Source organism: Desulfovibrio sp., assembly GCF_041907885.1.
In the GTDB taxonomy this organism is placed as follows: domain Bacteria; phylum Desulfobacterota; class Desulfovibrionia; order Desulfovibrionales; family Desulfovibrionaceae; genus Desulfovibrio.
In genome coordinates, this window is the sequence record NZ_JAYRGM010000005.1 from 13,044 (window position 1) to 34,667 (window position 21,624).

General features: G+C 60.3%; 18 protein-coding genes and 1 pseudogene. 11 read left to right on the forward strand and 8 right to left on the reverse strand.

Going from position 1 to position 21,624, the window contains the following annotated elements; translation table 11 throughout:
- Positions 1-56: 56 nt before the first annotated feature.
- The 4 genes and pseudogenes from ACE3NW_RS04520 to ACE3NW_RS04535 all read right to left on the reverse strand — a co-directional run.
- The gene (locus ACE3NW_RS04520; RefSeq protein ID WP_374280834.1) at positions 57-980 is read right to left on the reverse strand and encodes a DMT family transporter; all 924 of its coding nucleotides are present in this window, start codon (positions 978-980) and stop codon (positions 57-59) included.
- Positions 980-2,380, reverse strand: coding sequence for a sigma-54 interaction domain-containing protein (locus ACE3NW_RS04525; protein ID WP_374280836.1), 1,401 nt, complete (start codon positions 2,378-2,380; stop codon positions 980-982). The genes ACE3NW_RS04520 and ACE3NW_RS04525 overlap by 1 nt, the downstream gene beginning before the upstream one ends.
- A 28-nt stretch (positions 2,381-2,408) precedes the next feature.
- A complete protein-coding gene (locus ACE3NW_RS04530; protein WP_374280838.1) occupies positions 2,409-3,350 on the reverse strand; it encodes a glycyl-radical enzyme activating protein in 942 nt (313 codons plus the stop codon).
- A 64-nt stretch (positions 3,351-3,414) separates the two neighbouring features.
- Positions 3,415-3,630, reverse strand: a pseudogene (locus tag ACE3NW_RS04535) (glycine radical domain-containing protein); the annotation flags it as partial.
- Between ACE3NW_RS04535 and ACE3NW_RS04540 the strand changes: the two are divergent.
- The 8 genes from ACE3NW_RS04540 to ACE3NW_RS04575 all read left to right on the forward strand — a co-directional run bounded on the left by ACE3NW_RS04540 (position 3,583) and on the right by ACE3NW_RS04575 (position 10,659).
- Positions 3,583-3,750 (forward strand): hypothetical protein, encoded by a 168-nt coding sequence (locus tag ACE3NW_RS04540; RefSeq protein WP_374281102.1) that lies wholly within the window; start codon positions 3,583-3,585, stop codon positions 3,748-3,750. The pseudogene ACE3NW_RS04535 and the gene ACE3NW_RS04540 sit on opposite strands and share 48 nt — an antisense overlap.
- 99 nt (positions 3,751-3,849) lie before the next feature.
- Positions 3,850-5,187, forward strand: a complete 1,338-nt coding sequence (locus ACE3NW_RS04545) for a 2-hydroxycarboxylate transporter family protein (RefSeq protein ID WP_374280841.1) — start codon at positions 3,850-3,852, stop codon at positions 5,185-5,187.
- Positions 5,188-5,283: 96 nt separating this feature from the next.
- On the forward strand, positions 5,284-6,336 hold the full coding sequence (locus tag ACE3NW_RS04550; protein ID WP_374280843.1) for a hypothetical protein: 1,053 nt from the start codon (positions 5,284-5,286) through the stop codon (positions 6,334-6,336).
- 89 nt (positions 6,337-6,425) lie between these two features.
- Entirely contained in the window at positions 6,426-6,719 is a 294-nt protein-coding gene (citD, locus tag ACE3NW_RS04555) for a citrate lyase acyl carrier protein (protein WP_374280844.1), read from the forward strand.
- Positions 6,712-7,566, forward strand: coding sequence for a CoA ester lyase (locus ACE3NW_RS04560; protein WP_374280845.1), 855 nt, complete (start codon positions 6,712-6,714; stop codon positions 7,564-7,566). Before citD ends, ACE3NW_RS04560 begins: the two co-directional genes overlap by 8 nt.
- A gap of 13 nt (positions 7,567-7,579) precedes the next feature.
- A complete protein-coding gene (gene citF, locus ACE3NW_RS04565; RefSeq protein WP_374280847.1) occupies positions 7,580-8,986 on the forward strand; it encodes a citrate lyase subunit alpha in 1,407 nt (468 codons plus the stop codon).
- A 57-nt stretch (positions 8,987-9,043) separates the two neighbouring features.
- Entirely contained in the window at positions 9,044-9,628 is a 585-nt protein-coding gene (gene citX, locus ACE3NW_RS04570) for a citrate lyase holo-[acyl-carrier protein] synthase (protein WP_374280848.1), read from the forward strand.
- Positions 9,616-10,659: a triphosphoribosyl-dephospho-CoA synthase gene (locus ACE3NW_RS04575; RefSeq protein ID WP_374280849.1), complete on the forward strand. Its 1,044-nt coding sequence runs from the start codon at positions 9,616-9,618 to the stop codon at positions 10,657-10,659. Before citX ends, ACE3NW_RS04575 begins: the two co-directional genes overlap by 13 nt.
- A 22-nt stretch (positions 10,660-10,681) precedes the next feature.
- On the opposite strand, the gene ACE3NW_RS04580 is transcribed toward ACE3NW_RS04575, so the two are convergent.
- Together ACE3NW_RS04580 and dcuS are read right to left on the reverse strand one after the other, a co-directional pair.
- Entirely contained in the window at positions 10,682-11,362 is a 681-nt protein-coding gene (locus ACE3NW_RS04580; RefSeq protein ID WP_374280850.1) for a response regulator, read from the reverse strand.
- Entirely contained in the window at positions 11,359-12,990 is a 1,632-nt protein-coding gene (gene dcuS / locus ACE3NW_RS04585) for a DcuS/MalK family sensor histidine kinase (RefSeq protein ID WP_374280852.1), read from the reverse strand. The genes ACE3NW_RS04580 and dcuS overlap by 4 nt, the downstream gene beginning before the upstream one ends.
- A 411-nt stretch (positions 12,991-13,401) precedes the next feature.
- Here dcuS and ACE3NW_RS04590 point away from each other — a divergent pair, with 411 nt between their 5' ends.
- Positions 13,402-14,928: an outer membrane homotrimeric porin gene (locus ACE3NW_RS04590; protein WP_374280854.1), complete on the forward strand. Its 1,527-nt coding sequence runs from the start codon at positions 13,402-13,404 to the stop codon at positions 14,926-14,928.
- Between the two features lie 113 nt (positions 14,929-15,041).
- Here ACE3NW_RS04590 and ACE3NW_RS04595 read toward each other — a convergent pair whose 3' ends face one another.
- On the reverse strand, positions 15,042-16,310 hold the full coding sequence (locus ACE3NW_RS04595) for an MFS transporter (RefSeq protein ID WP_374280856.1): 1,269 nt from the start codon (positions 16,308-16,310) through the stop codon (positions 15,042-15,044).
- Between the two features lie 88 nt (positions 16,311-16,398).
- Positions 16,399-17,988 carry a methyl-accepting chemotaxis protein gene (locus tag ACE3NW_RS04600; RefSeq protein WP_374280858.1) on the reverse strand — a complete coding sequence of 530 codons (1,590 nt, stop codon included), beginning with the start codon at positions 17,986-17,988 and terminating at the stop codon, positions 16,399-16,401.
- 345 nt (positions 17,989-18,333) lie between these two features.
- Between ACE3NW_RS04600 and ACE3NW_RS04605 the strand changes: the two genes are divergently transcribed.
- Together ACE3NW_RS04605 and ACE3NW_RS04610 are read left to right on the forward strand one after the other, a co-directional pair.
- Entirely contained in the window at positions 18,334-20,949 is a 2,616-nt protein-coding gene (locus tag ACE3NW_RS04605; protein ID WP_374280860.1) for a DUF4401 domain-containing protein, read from the forward strand.
- Complete coding sequence (locus ACE3NW_RS04610; RefSeq protein ID WP_374280862.1) at positions 20,942-21,574, forward strand: GDYXXLXY domain-containing protein; 633 nt, start codon at positions 20,942-20,944, stop codon at positions 21,572-21,574. Before ACE3NW_RS04605 ends, ACE3NW_RS04610 begins: the two co-directional genes overlap by 8 nt.
- Positions 21,575-21,624 lie beyond the last annotated feature (50 nt).

Genomic DNA, 21,624 nt, shown 5'->3' on the forward strand with positions numbered 1-21,624 from the left:
CGGGGCACGTCCATGCACTCGCGGGGCATGTGCGGCGCACGCTCGTAGCTGCGTGGTCAACGGCTGCGCAGCAGATGGGGCAGGGCTGTGGCGCAAAAAATGCCGCCCAGAATGGCCAGCGTGCTCACCAAAAGGCGCAGCCCCAGGGCTTCATGCATGAGCCACGCGCCGCCCATGGCGGTAATGAGCGGCACGCTCAGCTGCACCACGGCGGCAGAGGGCACGCTGAGCCAGCGCAAAACCGCATACCACAGCACATAGCCCAGGGCCGAGGCCAGAGCGCCGGCGGCCAGGGCGCAAACCACGCCTGCCCACGGCCACGCGGCGGGAGAGCCAGCCCCGTCAACGGCCATTCCCCACACAAGAAGCACGAGGGCCAGCGGCACGCAGCGGATAAAATTGCCAGCCGTTGCCGCCGTAACATCCCCGCCCTGCCTGCCGCAGATGGTATAGACCGCCCAGCACAGGCCGGAACAGAAAATCACGCTGGCGGCCCCTGCCGGTGGCGCATCGAGCCCCGGCAACAGCAGGTACACAAGGCCAGCCATGGCAAGCCCGATGCCCGCGCTCTGCGCCTTGCCGGGCCTTTGCCCCAGCCGCAGCCCGGCCACAAGCATGCCCGCCTGCACGGCCACAGCTATAACCAGCGCCCCCGCCCCGGCAGACAGCCGCACATAGGCCCACGAAAAGCAGGCCATATAGCCAAACAGCGCGAGAGCCGCACTCCAGCTGCCAGCCCGCAGCGGGTTGCCACCGCGCCGCGCCACCATCAGCCAGAGCATGCCCGCGCCGGAAATGGCCCGCAGGGCCGTGTACACAGCCGGGTTCAGGGGAGAGGATGCCTCCCCGGCAAGGGCAAAGCGGCAGAGCAGGGAATTGGCGGCAAAGAGTGTCATGACCAGGGCCGTGAGCAGTGCCACCAGCCAGGGAGAAGCAGTTCTGTTATTGGTCTGGCCGCCGGTCACAGCATCTGCCCGCATCAGTCAATCCGCCGTGCGCCCTGCAACTTGCGAAACACCGTGCTGCGGTTGATCTGAAAAAGTTCGGCCACCCGCTGCACAGAGCCGTGTACCTCAATGGCCTTGAGCAGAAAATCCCGCTCCATTTCGGCCATAATGTCGCGCAGGGGGCGGCGGGCGGCGAGAATATCCTCGGAATAGCACGAGGATTCGCGAATTGATCCCGATATCTGCGGCGGCAGGTCGCGCGGCGAGATAAGCGGCCCGTTGAGCGTGATCACAAGGCTGTGTACGAGGTTTTGCAGCTCGCGCACGTTGCCCGGCCAGGAATAGGCGGACATGATGTCGAGGGTCACGTCCATAAAGGCCATGGCCTTGTGGTACTTGGCTGTGTACTGGGCAAGGTAGTGCTCTGCCAGGGCGCGCACGTCTTCCTGCCTGTCGCGCAGGGGCGGTATGCGCACCGTGGCCACGTTGAGGCGGTAGTACAGGTCGCGGCGGAAGGTTCCGGCTTCCACACTTTCTGCCAGATCGCGGTTGGTGGCGGCGATAATGCGCACATCCACCTTGCGGGGGCTTGATGCGCCCACCCGCATGATTTCGCCGTCCTGCAACACGCGCAAAAGGCGGGTCTGCATGGAAAGCGGCAGTTCGCCCACTTCGTCCAGAAAGATGGTGCTGCCGTCGGCAATTTCAAAATACCCGGCCTTGCCCTTGTTGGATGCCCCGGTAAAGGCCCCCGGCATGTAGCCGAACAGCTCGGATTCTGTGAGCGACTCTGAAATGCCGCCACAGTCCACCTTGAGCAGTATTTTGTCGTTGCGGGCAGACTGTGAATGGGTGTACCGGGCAAACACATCCTTGCCCGCGCCGGTTTCGCCCAGAATAAGCACCGTGGCATCGGTGTGGGCAAAGCGCCCCAGCAGAGAGATCACATCGCCCATGGCCCGGCTGGCGTACACCGGCTCGCGCGATTTTGCCGCGCCTTGCGCAATGTACGCCAGCTGGTCGTTGATCTGGTCAATGAGCTTGCACTGTCCCGCCACCTGATCCTGCAACTGCGCAAGCAGGGTTACGTCGCGTGCAAAGGTCACCACCAGGCACAGGTCGCCCTTGCCGTCAAAAACGGGAAAGCCCGTGAGCACCAGTTTTTTGCCGTTTTTGAGCTGCTGCACATGGGTGGTGGGTTTGCCGGTGCGCACGATCTCCGGGTTCAGAATGCAGTCAAACGTGCCTTCCTGAACCAGATCGCGCACGTTTTTGCCGCGTATCTGTTCCTGCGTTAGCCCGGTAAGCTGTTCGTACATGCGGTTGACCCGCAGGCTTGTGCCAGCGGCATCACTGATAAAAACGCCTTCGGGCAGGGCGTCGAGTATGCGTTCCACATGCTTGGAAAGAAGTTCGGATGATCTGCATGCCATAGGTCAGTTGGGGGGGGATTGATGGTTATCAGTGCGGTACGCGAACCCGCTGGCCCAGAATGCTCTGCGCCACAGCCTGAAGCCTGTTCATGTGCTCGGCATCCAGCTTTACCTCGCCCATGGGAACGGGCCTGTCGAGGAACTGGTATTTCTGCGTACCAAGGCGGTGGTAGGGCAGCATTTCGTATTCCACACGATCGTAGGGCTTGAGGAACTGGGCAATGGCTGTCACGGCCTGTTCGCTGTCGTTAAAGCCGGGGATGATCGGCGTGCGCGCCAGTATGGGCAGATCGGGAAATTCCTCTGCAAGAATACGGAAGTTTTCGAGAATGTGCCTGTTGGACAGGCCCGTTTGCGCTTCGTGCTCGGCGCTGTCCATGTGCTTGATGTCAAAGAGCACATAGTTCAGGTATTCTGCCGCAGCGCGCACGGTTTCTGCCGAAACCATGCCGCAGGTTTCCACCGCGGTCTTGATACGCCGTGCGCGGGCTTCGCGCAGCAGGGCCACGGCAAATTCACCCTGCAACAGGGGCTCGCCGCCCGAAAGGGTAAGGCCACCGCCAGAGCGGGCATAGAAGGCCATGTCCTGCTCAACCACATTGAGCACATCGTCTACTGTACGCTGTTTGCCATAAACCAGCAAACCCTGGGCAGGGCATGCGTCTGCGCAGGGCATGTGGCAGGCGGTGCAATGGCTGCGGTCGATGCGCAGCTTGTCGTCTTCGCCCAGGGTGATGGAACCGTAAGGGCAGGCCACGATGCAGTGCCCGCACTTGGAAACGCCCAGGCAGCGGCCTGCGTTAAAGGCCAGCTCCGGCTCGCGCTGCTGCGATTCCGGGTTGCTGCACCAGCGGCAGGAAAGGCTACAGCCCTTGAGAAAAACGATGGTTCTTATGCCCGGGCCGTCATGAACCGAATACTTCTGAACGTTAAAAACCATGCCTTGCCGTTGGCAGTCATCCTGACACATAAGACCATCCTTTTATAAAAAACGGGCGCGGCCAACCTTGCGGCCAGTCGCGCCCGTGCATGTGTTACATCACGTCGTGTTCGGTACGGGCAATCAGGTCGTTCTGCAGGTCGGGCGACAGGTCCACAAAGTAGGCGCTGTACCCGGCAATGCGCACGATAAGGTTGCGGTATTTCTGCGGGTCTTTCTGCGCGGCCACCAGGGTCTGCTTGTTCACCACGTTGAACTGCACATGCCACAGCTTGAGGTCGCAGAAGGTGCGGATACGGCCTGCGAGCTTGTGGGCATTGGCGTGGGCGCGCACATTGCCCACCGTGTGCCGGTGCGCCTGCTCAAGCGCATGGTCAGCGCACTGTGCATGACCATTGGCCTTTTCATCGCATGGCGGGCCCTGAGCTGACTTACAAAACTTACCTAAGTTTTTTATAACTTACATAAAAAGATTTCTTTCGTGCGGTGGCATAGACAAAGATCAAATACTCCACGGAGGGTCAATGTCATGCAAACCGTAGAAACCAATCATACTGGAGCCAGTGCGGAAGGGCTTTGGGACAAGCTGCTCAATTTCAAGATCGGCCCCGTGCCGCTTCCCGCCTATCTGTTTTTTGCCGCAGTGATTTTTCTGGCCTCGTATTACGGCAAGCTGCCCAAGGACATGATCGGCGGTTTCGCCGTAATGCTGATTCTGGGCATTTTGCTGGGCGACATGGGTTTGCGCCTGCCTGTGCTCAAAGACATTGGCGGGCCCGCCATTCTTTCCATCTTTGTGCCCTCTGTGATGGTGTTTTACGGCCTGCTTGACGGCCCGGCCAAGGACGCCGTTTTCCATTTTACCGGCGGCAAGGGCGGCGGCGCAAACTTTCTGTATTTTTACATCGCCAGCCTGGTGACGGGCAGCATTTTGGGCATGCTGCGGCAGGTGCTCATACAGGGATTTCTGCGCATGTTTGTGCCGCTGATTCTCGGTACGCTGGCAAGCTGTATCGTGGGCACGGGCGTGGGCACACTGCTGGGCCACGGCGTGTTTGAAAGCTTTTTCTACATTGTTGTGCCCATCATCTCTGGCGGCGTGGGCGAGGGCATCTTGCCCCTTTCTGCCGGTTATGCCGAAATTCAGGGCGTTGATCCGGGCAAGTTCATTGCCATGGTGGCCCCGGCGGCCATGCTGGGCAACGTGACGGCCATCGTCTGCGCGGGCATTCTGCGCCGCTATGCCATCAAGCATCCCGAAAGCACCGGCAACGGCAAGCTGGTACGCATGGGCGGCGACGATCTGCTGCCCACGGAAGAAAAAGAAGTCATCGACGTGACCATTCTGGGCATGGGCCTGCTCACCGCCTGCTGCTTCTACCTGTTCGGCATGCTGGTCAACATGGTCATTCCCATCCCCGCGCCCATCATCATGATTTTGTCCGCCGCCATTGTTAAGGCTCTGGGCATCATGCCCGCCATTGTCGAAAAGAGCGCCAAGCAGTTCTACCTCTTTGTTTCCAAAAACCTCACCTGGGCCCTGCTGGTGGGCATTGGCGTGTGCTACACCCCCTGGAAGGACGTGGTGGCCGTTATCCAGCCAAGCTACGTCATCACGGTTATTGCCACGGTGCTTTCCATGGTGGCCTGCGGGTTTTTTACCGCCCGCTTCCTCAACATGTACCCCGTGGAATCTGCCCTTGTCACGGCCTGCCACAGCGGCCTTGGCGGCACGGGCGACGTGGCCATTCTCTCTGCTTCGGCGCGTATGGAACTGATGCCCTTTGCGCAGATTTCCACACGTATCGGCGGCGCTTCTGTTGTCGTCATGGCGGTTATTCTCATGCGCGTGTTTTACGCGGGCTAGACGCAGGCAGATATTTGGCTTCCCCGGAGGGCGCGTGCCTTCCGGGGACTGCCTGTTTTGCACAGCAGCAGCCGGGCGCATGCCCAGGAAAATCGCATGCAGGAATACCGCCAGATTTTGATCGATACGGAATGGGCCGAGGCCGAAAAACTGCTGGCGTCTGCCGGGTTGAGCATGCCCGCGGGCTGCGATTACGGCCTGGCCTATTATGAGGACGGCCCCATGCTTGCCTGCGGATTTTTGGCGGGCAGCGTATTGTGCGGTTTTTGCGTGGCCCCGGCGGCGCAGGGCGGCGGCGTGTCTACGGGTATTCTGAGCCGTCTTGTGCTGCACGGCAAAGAGCAGGGCATCAGCCACTTTTTTATTTTTACCAAGGCCACAGAGGCAGAAAAGTTCGCGGCAGCGGGTTTTACGCTTGTGGCCAAAACAGGGCAGGCGGCCCTGCTGGAACTGGGGCGGCCCGACTATGCCGACTGGCTGGCGGCCACGCGTAAAGGCATTGGAGAATGTGCTGCGCCGCATAAGGGTTCAGCCCTTGGTGCCATTGTCATGAACGCCAACCCCTTCACCCGTGGGCACGAATATCTGGTTAGCACGGCTGCGGCAGACTGCGACCGCCTGCTGGTTTTTGTGGTGCAGGAAGACGTTTCCGTAGTGCCCTTTGCCGTGCGCCTGCAACTGGTACGCGGGGGGCTGGCCCATCTGCCCCATGTGCAGGTTTTGCCCGCAGGGCCGTACATGGTGTCGCGCGCCAGTTTTCCCGCCTATTTTACGGCAGACGAAGCACGCGGCAGCGTACACGCGGGCCTCGACTGCGCCATTTTTGCCACGCGCATTGCGCCCGATCTGGGCATTTCCATCCGTTTTGTGGGTACTGAACCATTCGACCCCGTAACCCGCCAATACAACAGGGCAATGACGCAGGAATTTGCGCGTTGTGGGCTGAGCCTGCGGGAAATTCCCCGTCTGGAATCTGCCGGTGCGGCGGTGAGCGCCTCGCGGGTGCGCGCCCTCTTGCGGGGCGAGGTGGGGGCGGCCCAGTGGTGCGAGCTTGAGCTGCTCTTGCCCCAGGTCACCCTTGATTTCTTGCGTTCCCGGCAGGGGGCCGAGCTGCTGCACCGGCTCAAGGAGCATGTGGGGCGGCACTGAGAGGGCGGCGGGCAGAGGGCACTGCGCCCGGCCCAGGGCATTTCTGATCTGATTTCATGAGGCGGCGCTGCCGCCGGAGGAGATACACTATGAGCGCACACGTTAGCACCGTGGCGGGTACACTGGAATCAAACGACATTCTCATCACCATCAGCGGTAGCGCTGGGGGCAGCGCTGGGGGCAGCGCTAACAGCGTGAGCCTGTCGAGCATTGTCATAAACCAGTTTGGCCCGGCCATCAGGGCGGTCATTGACCAGTGCCTTGAAAAATCCGGTCTTTCAGGCGTGGAGGTGACCGTGCAGGACAAGGGCGCGCTGGAATGCACCATCAAGGCCCGCATGGAAACGGCCATCGCCCGTTACAAGGAGAAATGCCATGCGTAACCGCACGTTTCTTTTCATGCCCGGCAACAATCCCGGCATGCTTGCCAGCGCCCAGTGCCTGGGCGCGGACGTGGTTATTTTTGACCTGGAAGACGCCGTGGCCCGGCAGGAAAAAGACGCGGCCCGCAACCTTGTGAGCCACGCGCTCAAGGAGCTGCGGCCCCAGGGCGTGGGCATCACCGTGCGCATCAACGGGCTTGATACCCCCTTCTGGCAGGCAGATATGGAAGCCGTGGTGGAGGCCCGCGCCAACTATGTGATGGTTCCCAAGATGGAGCGGGCAGAGGAAGTGCAGCAGGTGGCGCAGGCCATTGAGGCCGCCCGCAGCAAGTTTGGGGTGGAAGAAAAGGTTGAGGCGCTGGTAATTGTTGAAACCCCGCTGGGCCTTGAAAACGTGTTTGCCATTGCCTCTGCCAGCCCCTTGCTGCGGGGCATTTTGCTGGGGGCAGAAGATTTTACGGCGGCCATGGGCGCGCAGCGCACAGCCGAAGGGGCAGAGATAGCCTACGCCCGTTCGCGCCTGCTCACGGCCTGCAAGGCTGCGGGCGTGCTGGCCATAGATACGCCCTTTCCCTTTGTTTCTGACCTTGAAGGGCTGGAAAAAGACGCCGCCTTTGCCGTGCAGCTGGGCTTTGACGGCAAGGCCGTTATTTCGCCCCACCACGTACACCGGGTAAACCGCGCCTTTGTGCCCGCGCCGGAAAAAATCAACTGGGCAAAGCGCGTGATGGCCGCCGCCCGGCTGGCCGAGGCCGAGGGCAAGGGCGCTGTTTCACTGGACGGCATGATGATTGACCTGCCCATTATCAAAAGGGCGGAACGCATACTGCTTTTGGCCGATGTCTAAAGGGGGCGCAGCCATGAAAAACAAGTTTATCGCAACCATTGCCGATGCCCTGCGCCAGTGCGGCCTTGCCGACGGCATGACGCTGTCGTTCCACCACCATCTGCGCAACGGCGACCATGTGGTCAACATGACCATGGACGCCGTGGCCGCGATGGGCATCAAGAATATCACCGTGGCCTGCTCGTCGCTGTTTCCCGTTCACGAGCACCTTGTGCAGTACATCAAAAGCGGCGTGATCACCGGCATTGATACGGACTACATGAGCGGCCCGCTGGCCCGCGCCGTTTCCGAAGGCCTGCTGCCAACGCCTGTCATGTTCCGTTCGCACGGCGGCAGGCCCCGCGCCATCGGCGAGGGTTCGCTCAAGATCGACATTGCCGTTATCGCCGCCCCGGCGGTGGACGCGCTGGGCAATATCAACGGTTCCGAGGGGCCTTCGGCCTGCGGGTCGCTGGGCTATGCCATGCCCGACGCCAAACACGCCCGGCACGTCGTTGCCGTTACCGACCATCTGGTGCGGGGCGGCCTTGGGCGCGTGAGCATTCCCCATGATCAGGTGGATCATGTGGTTGTGGTGGACAAGATCGGCGACCCTGCGGGCATTGTGTCCGGCTCCATCAGCCTGACCCGCGACCCCGTGGCACTGGCCATTGCCCGCAGTGCGCAGGCGGTTATCCGCGCATCGGGCCTGCTCAAGGACGGTTTCAATTATCAGACCGGCGCTGGCGGCGCATCACTGGCGGCATCCATCTTTTTGCAGGAAGACATGCGCGCCATGAAGCTGCACGGCGGCTTTTTGCTGGGCGGCATCACCAGATACATGGTTGAAATGCTGGATGAGGGCCTCTTTGACAACGTGTACGACGTGCAGTGCTTTGATTTGAGCAGCGTGCAGTCCATAGCGCGTAACCCGCGCCATGTGGAAATATCGGCAGATACCTACGCCAACCCGGCCAGCAAAAGCGCCTGCGTGGACTATCTGGACGCCGCCCTGCTGGGCGCCACAGAGGTGGACCTGAACTTCAACGTCAACGTCACCACCGATTCCAACGGCAATATCATCGGCGGTTCGGGCGGCCACAACGATGCCGCCGCCGGGGCCAAGCTGACCATCATTGTGGCCCCGCTGGTACGCGCCCGGCTGCCCATTGTGGTGGACAAATGCACCACCCTGACCACCAGGGGCGAAACAGTGGATGTGCTGGTGACCGAGCGCGGCATAGCCGTCAATCCGGCCCGCAAGGATCTGGCCGACCGCCTGCGAGATGCCCGCCTGCCCGTGTGCGACATCGCCGAGCTGCACGAAACCGCCATGAAGATGACCGGCAAACCCCTGCCCTTTGAGCACGGCGACAAGGTGGTTGGCACGGTGGAATACCGCGACGGAACCATCGTTGACAGGATATACGCCACAAAATAGCCCTTGCACGCCTTTCTGGCGGAGCCTCTGCCCCGCCAGAAGGCGCAGGAGAATGACATGGATTTTTGCCAGCTGCTTGCCGAACGCGAACGCCGGTGGAACACACGTTTGTCACTGGCTGGCCTGTACAATTGCCCGGTGCTCTCCCTGACGCTGAACATCCCCGGGCCGGACAAAAATCTGCCCGGCGCAGATGCCGCCTTGTGCCAGCTTCGGGCGGCACTGTGCGCGGCAGTGGATGGAGCAGGGGGCAAGGTGGTGGACGAAGTCCGCCTTTCCGGCCCAGACGGCCCCGCCTGGCTGGCCGCCGTGCGTATGGATGCCTTGGCCCTCAAGCAACTGGCCGTTGCGGTGGAAGAAAGCCACGCTCTTGGCAGGCTGGCCGATGCGGATGTGATGGACGCGCAGGGGCAACCCTTAAACCGGGAGCATCTGGCTGCCCTTGCCTCGGCCGATGCCGCAGCCCGGAATGGCGGCGCAGTGCAGGGGCGTGCGCCACGCCAATGTTTTTTGTGCTCCCGGCCCGCCAGCCTGTGCCGCCGCGAGGGCAGACACAGCCTTGAGGACCTGCTGGCCGCTGTGCGCCAGATGCTGGGCCTTGCCAGCGAAAATGCGGGGCAGGAACATACATGTCTGCCGTAGTGCCCCTGCGGGACGAAATGGCCGATGCGGCATGCTGGCAGCAGAATGGACTGCCCGGCCTGTCGGTGTGCCTGCCTGCCCGTCAGGTGGCAGAGCTGGCTGTCCGGGCGGCCATACTTGAAGTGGCCGTCAGCCCCAAGCCGGGGCTGGTGTGCCTTGGCAGCAACGGCGCGCACAGCGATATGGACTACCCCCTGTTTGTGCGCAGCGCCCGCGCCCTGCGCGCCTATTTTGCGCAGGCCCACGCCCTTGGCGAGGCCACGGGCCACCTTGCGCCGGGGCAGGTTTTTGCCCGGCTACGGCCTTTGGGCGTGGCGGCAGAGCAGTGCATGCTGCGGGCAACTGCTGGCGTAAACACCCATAAGGGTTTGATTTTTTCCATGGGGCTGTTTTGTGCGGCTGTGGGCCGCCTGGGCGCGGGAATGGCCGAACAGGCCGTTTGCGCAGATGCCGTGCGGCAGACGGCGGCATCATTCGCAGACGGGCTGGTGCAGAAGGATTTTGCCCCCCTGGCCGCCCAAGGGGCAGCATTGCGGGAATCACTGCGGGAAGCACGCGGCGGCAGCCATGTCCATATGTACGCTCCCCGTGCTGCACGGCCGCAGCTTGAGGCACATTTGAACCGGCGGCTCACCGCTGGCGAAGTGCTGTTCCTGCTCTACGGCATAACGGGCATACGGGGCGAGGCAGAGCGGGGCTTTCCGCATGTGGGGCTGGCCCTGCGCGCGCTTGAGGCGCACGGGGCGGCATTTGACCTCAACACGGCCATGGCGCACAGCCTGCTGGAGCTGTTGCAGGGCATGGACGATACCAACCTGCTCTGGCGCGGTGGGCCGCAGGGCTTGCGGCATGCGGCAGAGGCCGCGCGCGCCGCTCTGGCTGCCGGGGGCCTGCGTAGCCCCGCCGGGCAGGAACAGCTGCGCCGCATGAGCGCCGACTTTGCCCGCAGAAAGTTGAGCCCCGGCGGCTGCGCCGATATTCTGGCCGTGAGCGTTTTTTTGTGGCTGCTGCGCTGCCACGTCGAGGGCTGACCGCGCGCCCGCTGCGTGGGCTCTATGCAATCCAGTTGTACAGGGTTACGGGGCGGCCCGGGCCGCCGTAATCCTTCACGCTGCCAAGCCTGCCCGTAGCCGTGAGGTAGTCGAAGTATTTCTTTAACGAAATGCGCGAGATACCCGCCAGCGGCTCAATATCCTTGAGGCTGAACGGCCCCTCATACTGCTGCAATACCTGCATGACCGTTTTCAGCGTGCGGGCGTCAATGCCCTTGGGCGTGCCGGAATCTGGCGCGGGGCGTTCCTTTTTGATGAAGATGCGCCGGTCGAGCATTTCCTGGGTGATGGGAACCTCTGGCGAGATGAGCAGCTGGCGCTTTTCGCGGAACTGGAGCAACGATTCCCGAAATCGCTCAAAGGTGAAGGGTTTGACAATATAGTCTGCCACGCCCATGCGCAGGGCGTTGAGAATGTCGTCGCTGTTCTGGGCGGCGGTGATCATGATCACGTCGGTGTGGAAAAACTGCGCCTTGATGATGCGCAGCAGCTCCATGCCGTCCATGCCGGGCATGAACACATCCAGCAGCACCAGATCCACATGATGGGCGCGCAGCAGCGCAAGTCCCTGCTCGCCGGAATGGGCCGTGTGCTCAAGCTTGAACCCGTCTATGCCTTCCAGATATCCGGCAGCCAGATCTGCCACCATGGGATCGTCTTCTATAATGATGACGCGGATCATGGTTTTTCTCCTTCCACCAGCGTGGTTACGGGAAAGCGAACGGTAAAGATGGAGCCGTGTCCAAGCCTGGAATCAATTTCCACCGAACCGTCCACTTCGTCCAGCGTGAGCAGCAGCATGTACAGCCCTATGCCCCTGTTGGAGCCCTTGGTGGAAAAACCCTTGGTAAAGATTTTTTCCTGATGCTCGTCGGCTATGCCCCGCCCGGTGTCGGCCACGCTGATAACAAGCTGGCCCATGCCAGAGGTGGTAACGTCGTTTTCAATGCGCAGGGCAATGCGTTTTTCGCCCGCGTAGGTAACGGCATCAAAGGCATTGTCAATCAGGTTGCCCACAATGGTCACCAGGGCGTGCGCCCCCTTGGCAGAAAGGGGCGGCAGCACGCCGTTGCCCTCAATATGCAGGGTTACGCCCAGCTCGTGGGCGCGGCTGTACTTGCTCTCCAGAAAGCCCGCCACAATGGGGTCTTTGACCAGGGCCGCGATGGAAGAGGTTTCGCGCTTTTTGCTGCCGATGATGCGCTCAAGGTACTGCTCCAGCTCATCGTAGCGCTTGTTGCGCAAAAGGCCTGAAATAACATGCAGTTTGTTGAGGTATTCGTGCGAGCGCGAGCGCAGGGCCTCGGCATAGTTGCTGAGGCCTGTGAGCCGCTCTGCCTGGGCACGCACCTCTGTCATGTCGCGAAAGGTGGCCACGGCGCCGATAATCTTGCCCTGCACGCTGATGGGCGCGCGGTTGGTCATGATGATGCTGCCGTTGATGTTCTGTTCCATATCGTATTCGGGCTTGCCTTCTTCAAGAATGGCATCCAGCCGGGTGGCGGGAATGGTGTTTTGCACCGGCTGGCCTTCCAGCGGCCCGGTTACGCCCGCAGAACGCAGTATTTTTTCGGCCATCTGGTTGACCAGCACCAGGGTTCCGTCCTTGTTCACGGCAATGATGCCCTCGCGCACGGTGCGCAATATGGCGTTGCGTTCTTCAAGCATGCGGGCGATCTGGTGTGGTTCGAGCCCAAACAGGATCTTTTTGATGGTGCGCGAAAGCAGCACGGCAAGCAAAATGCCGATGCACAGCGAAAGTACGGAAAGCCACAGGAGCGGCCCGTTCAGCCGGGCCACGTTGGCTTCTATATCCTTGGACATGATGCCCACGGCCACAGCGCCCAGCTGCTTGCCCTGCTCGTCGTAGATGGGCCTGAAGGCCCGCAGCGAAAAGCCGAACGAACCGCGCGCCGACGAAATATAGGTGCGCCCCTTGAGAGAATCGCCCTCGTCGCCGCCCATGATATGCCCGCCGATTTTCCACGCTTCGGGGTGGTAGACGCGTGTGCCCTGCATGTCGATGAGCACAATGAACTTTACGCTCGAAACATGGGTCAGCATTTCCACAAAATCCACCATCTGCTTGCGGATTTCTGGCTTGTCCGAGCGCATGCCTTCGATGACTGTGGAGGATTCTGCCGAAAGTCTGGCCACGTTGGTGACGGTTTTTTCCGCTTCTTCGTACCCGTATTTGCTGATGAAATACGATTCTGCCAGATGACTGAGCAAAAGCGGCGGGCAGAGCGCCAGGCTGACCATGATGGCGAGTTTTACAAACAGGCTGGAATTTTTGATTGCGTGCAGCATGGCTGATCGGTGGGGCGGTCGTGCTGGCGGGCAGACCGGATTGCGGCGGGCTGCCCCTGCCGGGGTGCTCGCCATGAATAGGCGGTGCGGCTGCGCTGCCGCTGGGGCTGCACACCGCCCATGGAGTGTAGCAGGAGGTTTGGCGGCCCGCAAATGGCGTGCGGGGTCAATTTTTGTTCCCGCAGGTGTTTTGGGGCATGTTGCAAAAAAGGTCGCGAAGCGTGAAAATTTTTGTAACCATTTACGCAAGCAGTATTTTTTGTCAGCAAGACCCACGGGAAACACAAAATCGCAGTGGAATAATATCACATATGAGGTTAGGAATGGCGACCCCCCCCCTGTATGCGAATAGTTTGGACACGTTGTGTTGGTTATTGGGTACTGAACCAGGAAACGAAGATGGAGCCGGGGATGAAAAAAATTGCAGTGTTGGTAATGGCGGCCGGTATGTTGTGCGCGCTGTCCGAAGGCGCGAACGCCATTGATTTTTCGGCCAAGGGCCGCTGGGCTTACAACTTTAGCTACGGTCAGCACGGCAATTTTACTGCTGGTGGGGGCAGAACAGGCTACAGCGCCACTGAAGACGAATTTGAAGCCGCCCAGCAGGTTCGCCTGCAACTGGATGCCAAGGCTTCTGAAAACCTCTCAGGCACAGTGCATTTTGAAATCGGCGGCTACAACCGTGGCATGATGCAATACTGGGGTGCCAGCGGCAACGGCGGTGCCCTGGGTGCGGACGGCAACGTGGTAAAGGTCAAGAACGCCTTTCTTGACTGGGTAGTACCCCAGACCGCCCTCAAGGTGCGCATGGGCATTCAGCCTATCCAGCTGCCCGACTACATCAACAACAGCCAGGTGCTGGCCGACGATGCCGCAGGCATCACCGCCTCGTATACCTTCAACGAAAACGTGGGCATTACGGCCTTCTGGACGCGTCTTTTCAACGACAATTCCACGGCCACGACCAACCGCAGCCCCGGCTACATGGACAACTTTGACGCCGTGGGCCTTACCCTGCCCCTGACCTTCAACGGCGTTAACCTTACGCCCTGGGGCATGTATGCCGGTATCGGGCCCGCGCTCAACTACAATAACGTCACCGGTAATCCCGCCCAAAGGCAGATCACTACCTACTCCAGCCAGGCATCTGCTGGCGGCCCCCGCGCCGGCATGCTGCCCCTGTACGGCGGCTTTCACAAGCAAAGGCTGACGGAATACGGCAATGCCATGTGGGTGGGGCTGCCCGGTCAGGTCACAACCTTCGACCCCTTCCGCATTTCGTGGGATGTGGTGTACGGCGCTGTGCAGTACGATGATTCTGCCATGAACCGCGCTGGCTGGCTGGCCTCGCTGCTGCTCGAATACAAGCTCGACTGGAGCACCCCCGGCCTGTACGGCTGGTACACCTCTGGCGATGACGACAATCTCGGCAACGGCTCGGAGCGCATGCCCAACATCCACCCCAACAACCCCAACGACTTCTCCGAATTTGCCTTCCACGGCGACCCCATCGTGGGCCGCGACAGCATTGTGGGCAAATCCATGACAGGGACCTGGGGCATTGGTGTGCGCCTCAAGGACATGAGCTTTGTTGACAAACTCAGCCACACCTTCCGCATCAACTTCATGGGCGGCACCAACGATCCCGGCGTGCTCAAAAAGATCAACCGCGCCACCGGCGTCTGGATGGCTCCCAACGACACCACGGTTCCTGGCCGCGAGGGGCTGTACCTTACCCGCAATGACAGCCTGGTCGAATTTGGCCTGAGCACCAAGTACAAGATGTACGACAACTTTACCGTGTATGTTGAAACCAACTACGATGCCCTGTTCCTCGACAAGAGCGCATCGGTGTGGGGCAACAGCCGCATGAACGGCAAAAGCGACCGCAGCGCCGATGCCTGGAATGCCGCCGTCACCTTTGTGTACCAGTTCTAGGCTCATACGCGGCAACGCGTTGCCGTGCCCGGTATAATGCAGAGCGCCCATGAAATTCATGGGCGCTCTTTGCGTGTTTTGTGGGGTGTGGTTTTTTGCGGGGCAAAGGGCAATCAGCCCCCGGCGGGGTGCTCTGGCCTGCCCATCAGCACCACCGGCACAATGCTGAGTGCCGCCACCGCCGCCATAAGCAGATACACCGCATCCATGCTCCACAGCGAGGCCATGCCGCCAAACAGCACCGGGGTAAGAATATTGGTTATGCCCCGGCCAAAGGAATTGACGGTAAACACAGCCTCGTAATTTTGTGTGCCCTGCACGGGTTCGGTAATGATGGTCTGAATGACCGGCACTGTTCCCTTGGTGACAATGCCGATGGCCAGGGCGAGCAGCACCGTGAGCACAAGGTTGCCAGAGCTGAGCAGGGCGCAGAGCAGCAGGGTAAGGCTGATGCCGGCAATGATGAATATTTTGCGCGTGCCAAACATGTCGATAAGACGGCCACAGGCCATCTTGCCCGCAAAGGATCCAAGGGTGAAGCCCAGAGCGAACGAACCGATGGTTTTGGCGTCTATGCCCCTTGCCACCAGCAGCAGGGGCAGAAAGGTAAAGATTCTGTCGTTGCTGAAGGCATTGAGCATGCTGGCCAGCATGGCCAGAAAAACGTTTTTGTCTTTCAGTATGGCAAAGGCGGCAAAGGGATTGCGCCGTGTGCGTTTGGGGGTGGCAGGCATGTCTGGCCCTGCCTGGCTGCCGTTGTCAGAGGCCGCAAAGCTCTTTTTTGCACAGTACAGCCACAGGCCCGCGCACAGGGCAACCACTCCGTATGCCAGACAAATGGCCTGCCAGCCGGGCATGGAGCCAACGGAATACGCCGCCGCAAAAGCGGCAAACGACACCAGCGGAATGCGCCCCACATCGCCGATGGCCGTAAAATCGCTCATGACCCGGCCAAGCCGTGCCCGCTCTGTATTGGCGGTAATGTAGGAGAAAGAGAGGTTGTGAAAAACCGCAAAGCCCGCCATGGCCAGCAGCAGGCAGGCCCCGGCTACAGTCATGCTGCCACCCGCACTACTGCCACCCGCCCAGCCGTCCATCCAGCCGTAGGCGCTCATAAGCCCCGCGCCAAGCATGCCAAGCCCCGCCAGCCCCGTGAGCAGGGCCACAGAGCCAGCAAAACCAAACCGGCGCGAAAACCAGCCCGTGCCAAGACCAGCAGCCGTGCTCAGGGTCGTGCCGAGCGAAACAATCAGCCCCACTTCTGTTTCGCCGCTGCCGCAGGCCAAGGCCATGAACGACAAGATCACCGGCACGGTGTCAAACAGGCCATCCACAAGAATGTGGTACAGATTCAGCATGATAAAGCGTGCGCGGGGCATCATGCGCAAGCTGTACTTTTACGGGCGGGCCGCGTCAAGCCAGCAGCCCGGCAGGCGCGTGCGGGCTGCCATGCCGGGCGCGGGCAGATTTTTAGACAGCCTGGCTCTGTTTTTTCATGTCCTGTATAAGAGCGTGCAGCACGTGTGTCTGCTGTATGAGGTCTGTCACGGACTTGGCTGCGTGCTCCATGGCCTGTGCCGTTTCAGCAGAGATAGTTGCGATCTGTTCCACAGATCTGTTGATTTCTTCGCTGGTGGCCGATTGTTGCTCGCTGGCCGTGGCAATGGACTGCACCTGATCGTTCACTTGATCGACGAATTCAAGGATGCGTTGCAGCGATTCGCCGGAGTGTATGGAAAGGGACGCGGCCTTTTCAATGGCAGCAACCACGTTTTCCACACTGGAGATGTTTTTTCGGGTCCCGTCCTGAATTTCGCAAACAGCGCGCCCCACATCCTGTGTGGCGGTCATGGTTTTTTCTGCCAGTTTGCGCACCTCGTCGGCCACAACGGCAAAGCCGCGCCCCGCATCGCCCGCCCGTGCGGCCTCAATGGCGGCATTAAGCGCCAGCAGGTTGGTCTGGTCGGCAATATCGGCAATGATGCCCATGACCTGGCCGATGCCATCGGCCTGTTTGCCAAGCACGGCCATGTCTTCGCGTATGGCAATCGACTGCGCCCGCACGCCTTCAATACCTTTTACGGCGCTTTCTACGACAGACGCGCCTTCCTGCGCCTGCCCACGGGTGTGGCTGGAGGCATCGGCTGCCCGCTGCGAGTTTCTGGCTACCTCAAGCACGGTGGCGTTCATTTCTTCCATGGCGGTGGCGGTTTCGCGCACCCGGCCAGACTGCTCATCCGCGCCCCGGCTCGATTGCTCGACCTGGCTGGAAAGCTCTTCGGAAGCCGTGGCCACCACATTAACAACGGCCTCAAGGCTCTGCACCGCCTGAATTATCTTGTTACGGTTGTCTTCAGCCTTTTCTCGCGCCTCTTGCGCGGCCTGCATGGCATGGGTGGCCCTGGTAACCTCTTGTGCCGCAAGCTGGTTTTTTTCTTCGGCCAGAGAAATCTTGTGCTTCAACTCGGACAGCATGGTGCTGAGGCTGTCTGCCAGTGCGCCAAAGTCGTCTCTGCGTTGCAGCGATATCTGAGAATCAAGCTCGCCTCTGGTAATGCTTTTTGCAAAGCCCATGCACTCCCTGAGCGGTCTGATGACGCCAAGGGCAATACCCAACGATATGAGCGTGATAAGCGCAAGGCCAACAATAAATATGGTGGTAAAGAATATGCGCCCTGTTTCAACAACGCTGCGGCCCTCTTCGGTTACTTTTCGGGAATAGGCTTCAAGCAGGGTCGCCAGTTTATCCACAACATCGCGGTGCTTTTGGTAGGCAGGGGTAAGCTGGCTCACGGCGGCTGCTTCGGCATCCGCCCTGTGGTTGGCCTGCACGGCGGGTTTGATTTTTGTCTCGATGATCTCAAATACAGCCCTGCCAGTGGGGTAGAGCTCCTGATCGACCATCAGCTTTATTTGCGGATCAATACCGCTGGCACGCCAGAAGTTGTACTGCTGCTCGAAATCCTTTTTGTGCCGGGCAACAGAGTCGTACAGTTTTTCAAGGCCAGCCGCGTCACTGGTGCTGATGATTTGTAGAGCATCCAGATATGTTTCAATCACATAGAGCGGCGGCGGCAAAATATCTGCAAGCAGATCTTTGCTGCTGGCAATAGATTGATATGTAGATGATCCAATTGATGATTTTGTTATAGTGTATGTTGAAATGGAATAAAGACCCGTCATGCCAACGAATACTAAAATAATAAGGATGGCAAATTTTTTGGCGACAGAGATATTTTTGAGCATCCTGATTCTCCCTGCATTGGCATAAAAGTGTACCATTGTTCTGCTCAGTTCTAAACAGACACGCAGAGGAAAACAATAGGGCGGCTGCTTTGTGTGTGCTTGTCAGTTGCGCCCGCGCTTACTATGCTCGGTAGTGAATATTTTGAAATAACAGGCAACATGCCCGCCGATTGTCTGGCGGTTTTGCTGCCCCTGCCATGCCTGAAGCACCTCGACCGCTGCTGGCTGCCTTTATGGATACCGCCCATGACAGACAAAGAAATTCCTTACCGTGCAGAAGCGGCCAGCAGCAGGGCAGAACCCGTTGCCCGTGACAAAGTGCATCAGCCGCCGCATGCCTTGCCCGATTTGGCCGTTCCCGTACTGACCAGACCAGCGCTCAATGCACTGTGCGATGCAGGCGCTATGAGCTCTGCCGCGTGGCAAGGGGCCATTGACTATTGCGGCTTCACGCCCACCGGCAAGGATTGGCTGGCCTACTGGCGGCAGTTGTGCCTGCTTGGCGGTGCGCTGTTTTTTGTGGCGGGTGTAATCTGCTTTATCGCCTGGAACTGGGGAGCCATGACACCGCTTGCCCGCATGGCATTGACCGGGGCGGTGGTGGCGGTGAGCGGTCTTGGGGCTGTGCTGCTTGGGCCAGATACGCGGCTGGGGCGGGTTTTGCTGCTGGTGTGCGGCATTGGCATGGGCCCAATGCTTGCCGTGTTTGGGCAAACCTATCAAACCGGGGCCGAGCTGTGGGAGCTCTTTCGGGTATGGACTGTCTTGCTGGTGCTGCTGGCGCTGGCGGGCAGGCAAACCGGGCTGTGGTTTGCCGCATGGATTGTGGCCAATATTTTTGTGGCCTTGTGGCTTGGGCGCGGCCTTGCCTCGCCTACGAATGCCTTGGGGCAGTTTTTTACCGTGACGGAATGGCTTGTTGTCACAGCTTGCGCCCTTGTGTGCTGGGAATGGGCGGCCCACAGGGCAGCGGCCAGATCGGAACGGAATGCAGAGCTAAAAGCAGGGCGAACAGCCGCGCAAGATGACGCGCAGGATGACGCGCAAGATGCCACGCAGGATGACGCGCAGGCGTGGATTTGCTCGCGCTGGATGCCGCGCCTGCTCTACCTTGATCTGGTCAGCCGCACCGCGCTTTTTTTGATCAGCATGATCTGCGGCATGGGTTATGGCAAAGAGTATTATCATTTATGGATGCCGCACAACGCTGTGGTGGGGATTGCCGTGGGTGTGGCGGGTTTTTCTTGGTGGTGGTACCGCACGCGGCAGCCCGATCTTTTCATGCTGACTGCCTTGCTGGCGGCTGCCTCTGCTGTGCTGCTGGCCGCGCTGGCCGAAGCAGAGCTGTTTTTCAGCGCCGGAACCGCAGCCGCGCTTGTGCTGTGGGGCCTGCTTGTGACGGGCCTGACGGCGGGGCTGGCAAAGGTGCTGGTGCATCTGCAACGCGGCATGCATGCGGCCCCAGAGCGGGCCAAACAAAACGCCGCGTATGCCCCTTCCGCGCTTGGCCGCCAGGTTGCCCCTGTGAGCTGGCAGGCGCTGTGGGAGCATTTGCAGATATGCGGTCTTGTGCCGCAGTCGCAGGCACTGCCCCAAGTACTGGTCAGAACCGGGGAGCCTCACTCGCCGTGGTATGTGCGGGCCATGCTGGCATTTGGCGGTTGGCTGGCAGCGGTGTTCTTTGTCTGCTTTTTCGGCTTTATGCTTTTTGTGGTGCTGGAAATCAGATCGGATGAGGAACTGGCGGTCTTTATCGCCTCTGTGCCTGTGGTGCTTGTGGGGCGGGCCGCATTGGCGAGAAAGCACATGTTTGCCCGGCATTTTGGCTTTGCCATGGCGGTTGCCGGTACGGTTGGAATTTCCTTGGCCCTGTGCGCCAGCCTGTACAGCGAAGCGCTGGCCTGCTTTGCACTGGCGGCGCTGCTGCTGGCCCTGATTTATTTTATGCGAACCGCCGCCTACACCTTTGTGGCTGCAACCGTCTTTGGCAACAGCGTGGCTGCGGGCATACTGTTATTGACTGCGGAACACGCGGGCAGGGGCTTGGCCGCGCCCGCAACAGGGGCGTTGGCGGGGGCCTCCGCCCTGCTGATCGGGCTGTGGTGGGCACTGGTTTGCCTGGCTCTCGTTTTCTATTGCCTGCAAGAGGAGAAGTGGCGCGGTGTTGTGCCGGTTTTTGGGGGCTTTTGGGGGGCAGAGATAGGGCAGGGAACAAGGGCAGAACCCCTGTTTTACGGTCTGTACGCTGCCCTGCTGCTGTTTGAGATCGTGAGCCTCGGCACTCGCCATGGCCTTGCCGCGAGCGTTGGTGTGCCTGTTGTGGGCAGCGGGTATGCTGGTCTTGCGGCTGCCGTGGGCGTGGCCGTGCTGGCCTTCTGCCTCGTGCGGCGGGGCGGGAGAATTGCGGATGGTGGGGCGCAACCTGGGACGCATCGGTCGCAGGAACGTTCGGGTCAGGCGGGTAGCGTTGCGGTCCTGTGGGTTTTGCTGGCGGGGCTGCCTCTGGTGCTTGCGCTGGGCTGGTATCTGCCGGGGGCGGTAATAACCCTGCTGGGGCTGCTGCTGGCAAGGCAGATGGGCAACGCGGTCATGCAGGGCTTTGCGCTGGCATACCTTGGGGCCTACATGGTTTTTTACTACTACAGTCTGGCCGTGTCGCTGGAGCAGAAATCCCTGTATCTGGCTGCTACCGGCCTTGGATTGCTAACGGTTGCCTTTATGCTGCGGCTTTGGCAGGCAAAACTGCGGGCAGGGGTGGGGGCAGATCATGCGTAGGCTGTACATTCTGGCGGTGCTGGTGCTGTTTTTGGGTGGATACGCCTTTTCCGCGTACCGTATGGAAACCGTGCTGGCAGAGGGCACAACGATTCTGCTGGCCCTTGCCCCGGTTGACCCGCGCGCGCCGCTCATGGGCGACTACATGGCCCTGCACTATGCGGTGAACAATGACATCCGCAAGGCTCTTAACGCACAGTGGGCCGAGCAGAGGGCTGCACAGGAAAATGTGCAGAAAAATGGCCAGAATAATGGGCAGAGCAACGCGCAAGAAAATGCCCAGCCGAATACCCAGATGTCTGCCCAAAAAAATGAACAGAAAGCCGCCCCCGGCGACAAAACCCCAAAACCCCGCGAAGAGAAGCGCAACGCCGAAGGCTTTGCCGTGCTGCGCATAACGAATGACCCCGTGCCGCAGGCAGCAACCTTTGTGCGCCTGCACGATGGCAGCCCCTTGCAGGCCGATGAATTTTTGCTGGCCTACAGGCTGCGCGGCCATGTTGTTACATCCGCCGCCCCGGCCTTCTACTTTCAGGAAGGAACCGCCAGCCAGTACGCTGGCGCGAAGTTTGGCGTGTTCAAACTGGCCGCAGACGGCAAGACCCTGCTTGTGGGGCTGAGGTGATGGCGGGGCAAGTTCTAAATAAACAGATTATGAAATGAAAAAGGCCGACA

Bases quoted from the DNA above. Each gene is read 5' to 3' on its own strand.
- ACE3NW_RS04520 (WP_374280834.1), bottom strand. From the start codon at position 980: ATGCGGGCAGATGCTGTGACCGGCGGCCAGACCAATAACAGAACTGCT.
- ACE3NW_RS04525 (WP_374280836.1), bottom strand. From the start codon at position 2,380: ATGGCATGCAGATCATCCGAACTTCTTTCCAAGCATGTGGAACGCATA.
- ACE3NW_RS04530 (WP_374280838.1), bottom strand. From the start codon at position 3,350: ATGTGTCAGGATGACTGCCAACGGCAAGGCATGGTTTTTAACGTTCAG.
- ACE3NW_RS04540 (WP_374281102.1), top strand. From the start codon at position 3,583: ATGCCACAGCTTGAGGTCGCAGAAGGTGCGGATACGGCCTGCGAGCTT.
- ACE3NW_RS04545 (WP_374280841.1), top strand. From the start codon at position 3,850: ATGCAAACCGTAGAAACCAATCATACTGGAGCCAGTGCGGAAGGGCTT.
- ACE3NW_RS04550 (WP_374280843.1), top strand. From the start codon at position 5,284: ATGCAGGAATACCGCCAGATTTTGATCGATACGGAATGGGCCGAGGCC.
- citD (WP_374280844.1), top strand. From the start codon at position 6,426: ATGAGCGCACACGTTAGCACCGTGGCGGGTACACTGGAATCAAACGAC.
- ACE3NW_RS04560 (WP_374280845.1), top strand. From the start codon at position 6,712: ATGCGTAACCGCACGTTTCTTTTCATGCCCGGCAACAATCCCGGCATG.
- citF (WP_374280847.1), top strand. From the start codon at position 7,580: ATGAAAAACAAGTTTATCGCAACCATTGCCGATGCCCTGCGCCAGTGC.
- citX (WP_374280848.1), top strand. From the start codon at position 9,044: ATGGATTTTTGCCAGCTGCTTGCCGAACGCGAACGCCGGTGGAACACA.
- ACE3NW_RS04575 (WP_374280849.1), top strand. From the start codon at position 9,616: ATGTCTGCCGTAGTGCCCCTGCGGGACGAAATGGCCGATGCGGCATGC.
- ACE3NW_RS04580 (WP_374280850.1), bottom strand. From the start codon at position 11,362: ATGATCCGCGTCATCATTATAGAAGACGATCCCATGGTGGCAGATCTG.
- dcuS (WP_374280852.1), bottom strand. From the start codon at position 12,990: ATGCTGCACGCAATCAAAAATTCCAGCCTGTTTGTAAAACTCGCCATC.
- ACE3NW_RS04590 (WP_374280854.1), top strand. From the start codon at position 13,402: ATGAAAAAAATTGCAGTGTTGGTAATGGCGGCCGGTATGTTGTGCGCG.
- ACE3NW_RS04595 (WP_374280856.1), bottom strand. From the start codon at position 16,310: ATGATGCCCCGCGCACGCTTTATCATGCTGAATCTGTACCACATTCTT.
- ACE3NW_RS04605 (WP_374280860.1), top strand. From the start codon at position 18,334: ATGCCCGCCGATTGTCTGGCGGTTTTGCTGCCCCTGCCATGCCTGAAG.
- ACE3NW_RS04610 (WP_374280862.1), top strand. From the start codon at position 20,942: ATGCGTAGGCTGTACATTCTGGCGGTGCTGGTGCTGTTTTTGGGTGGA.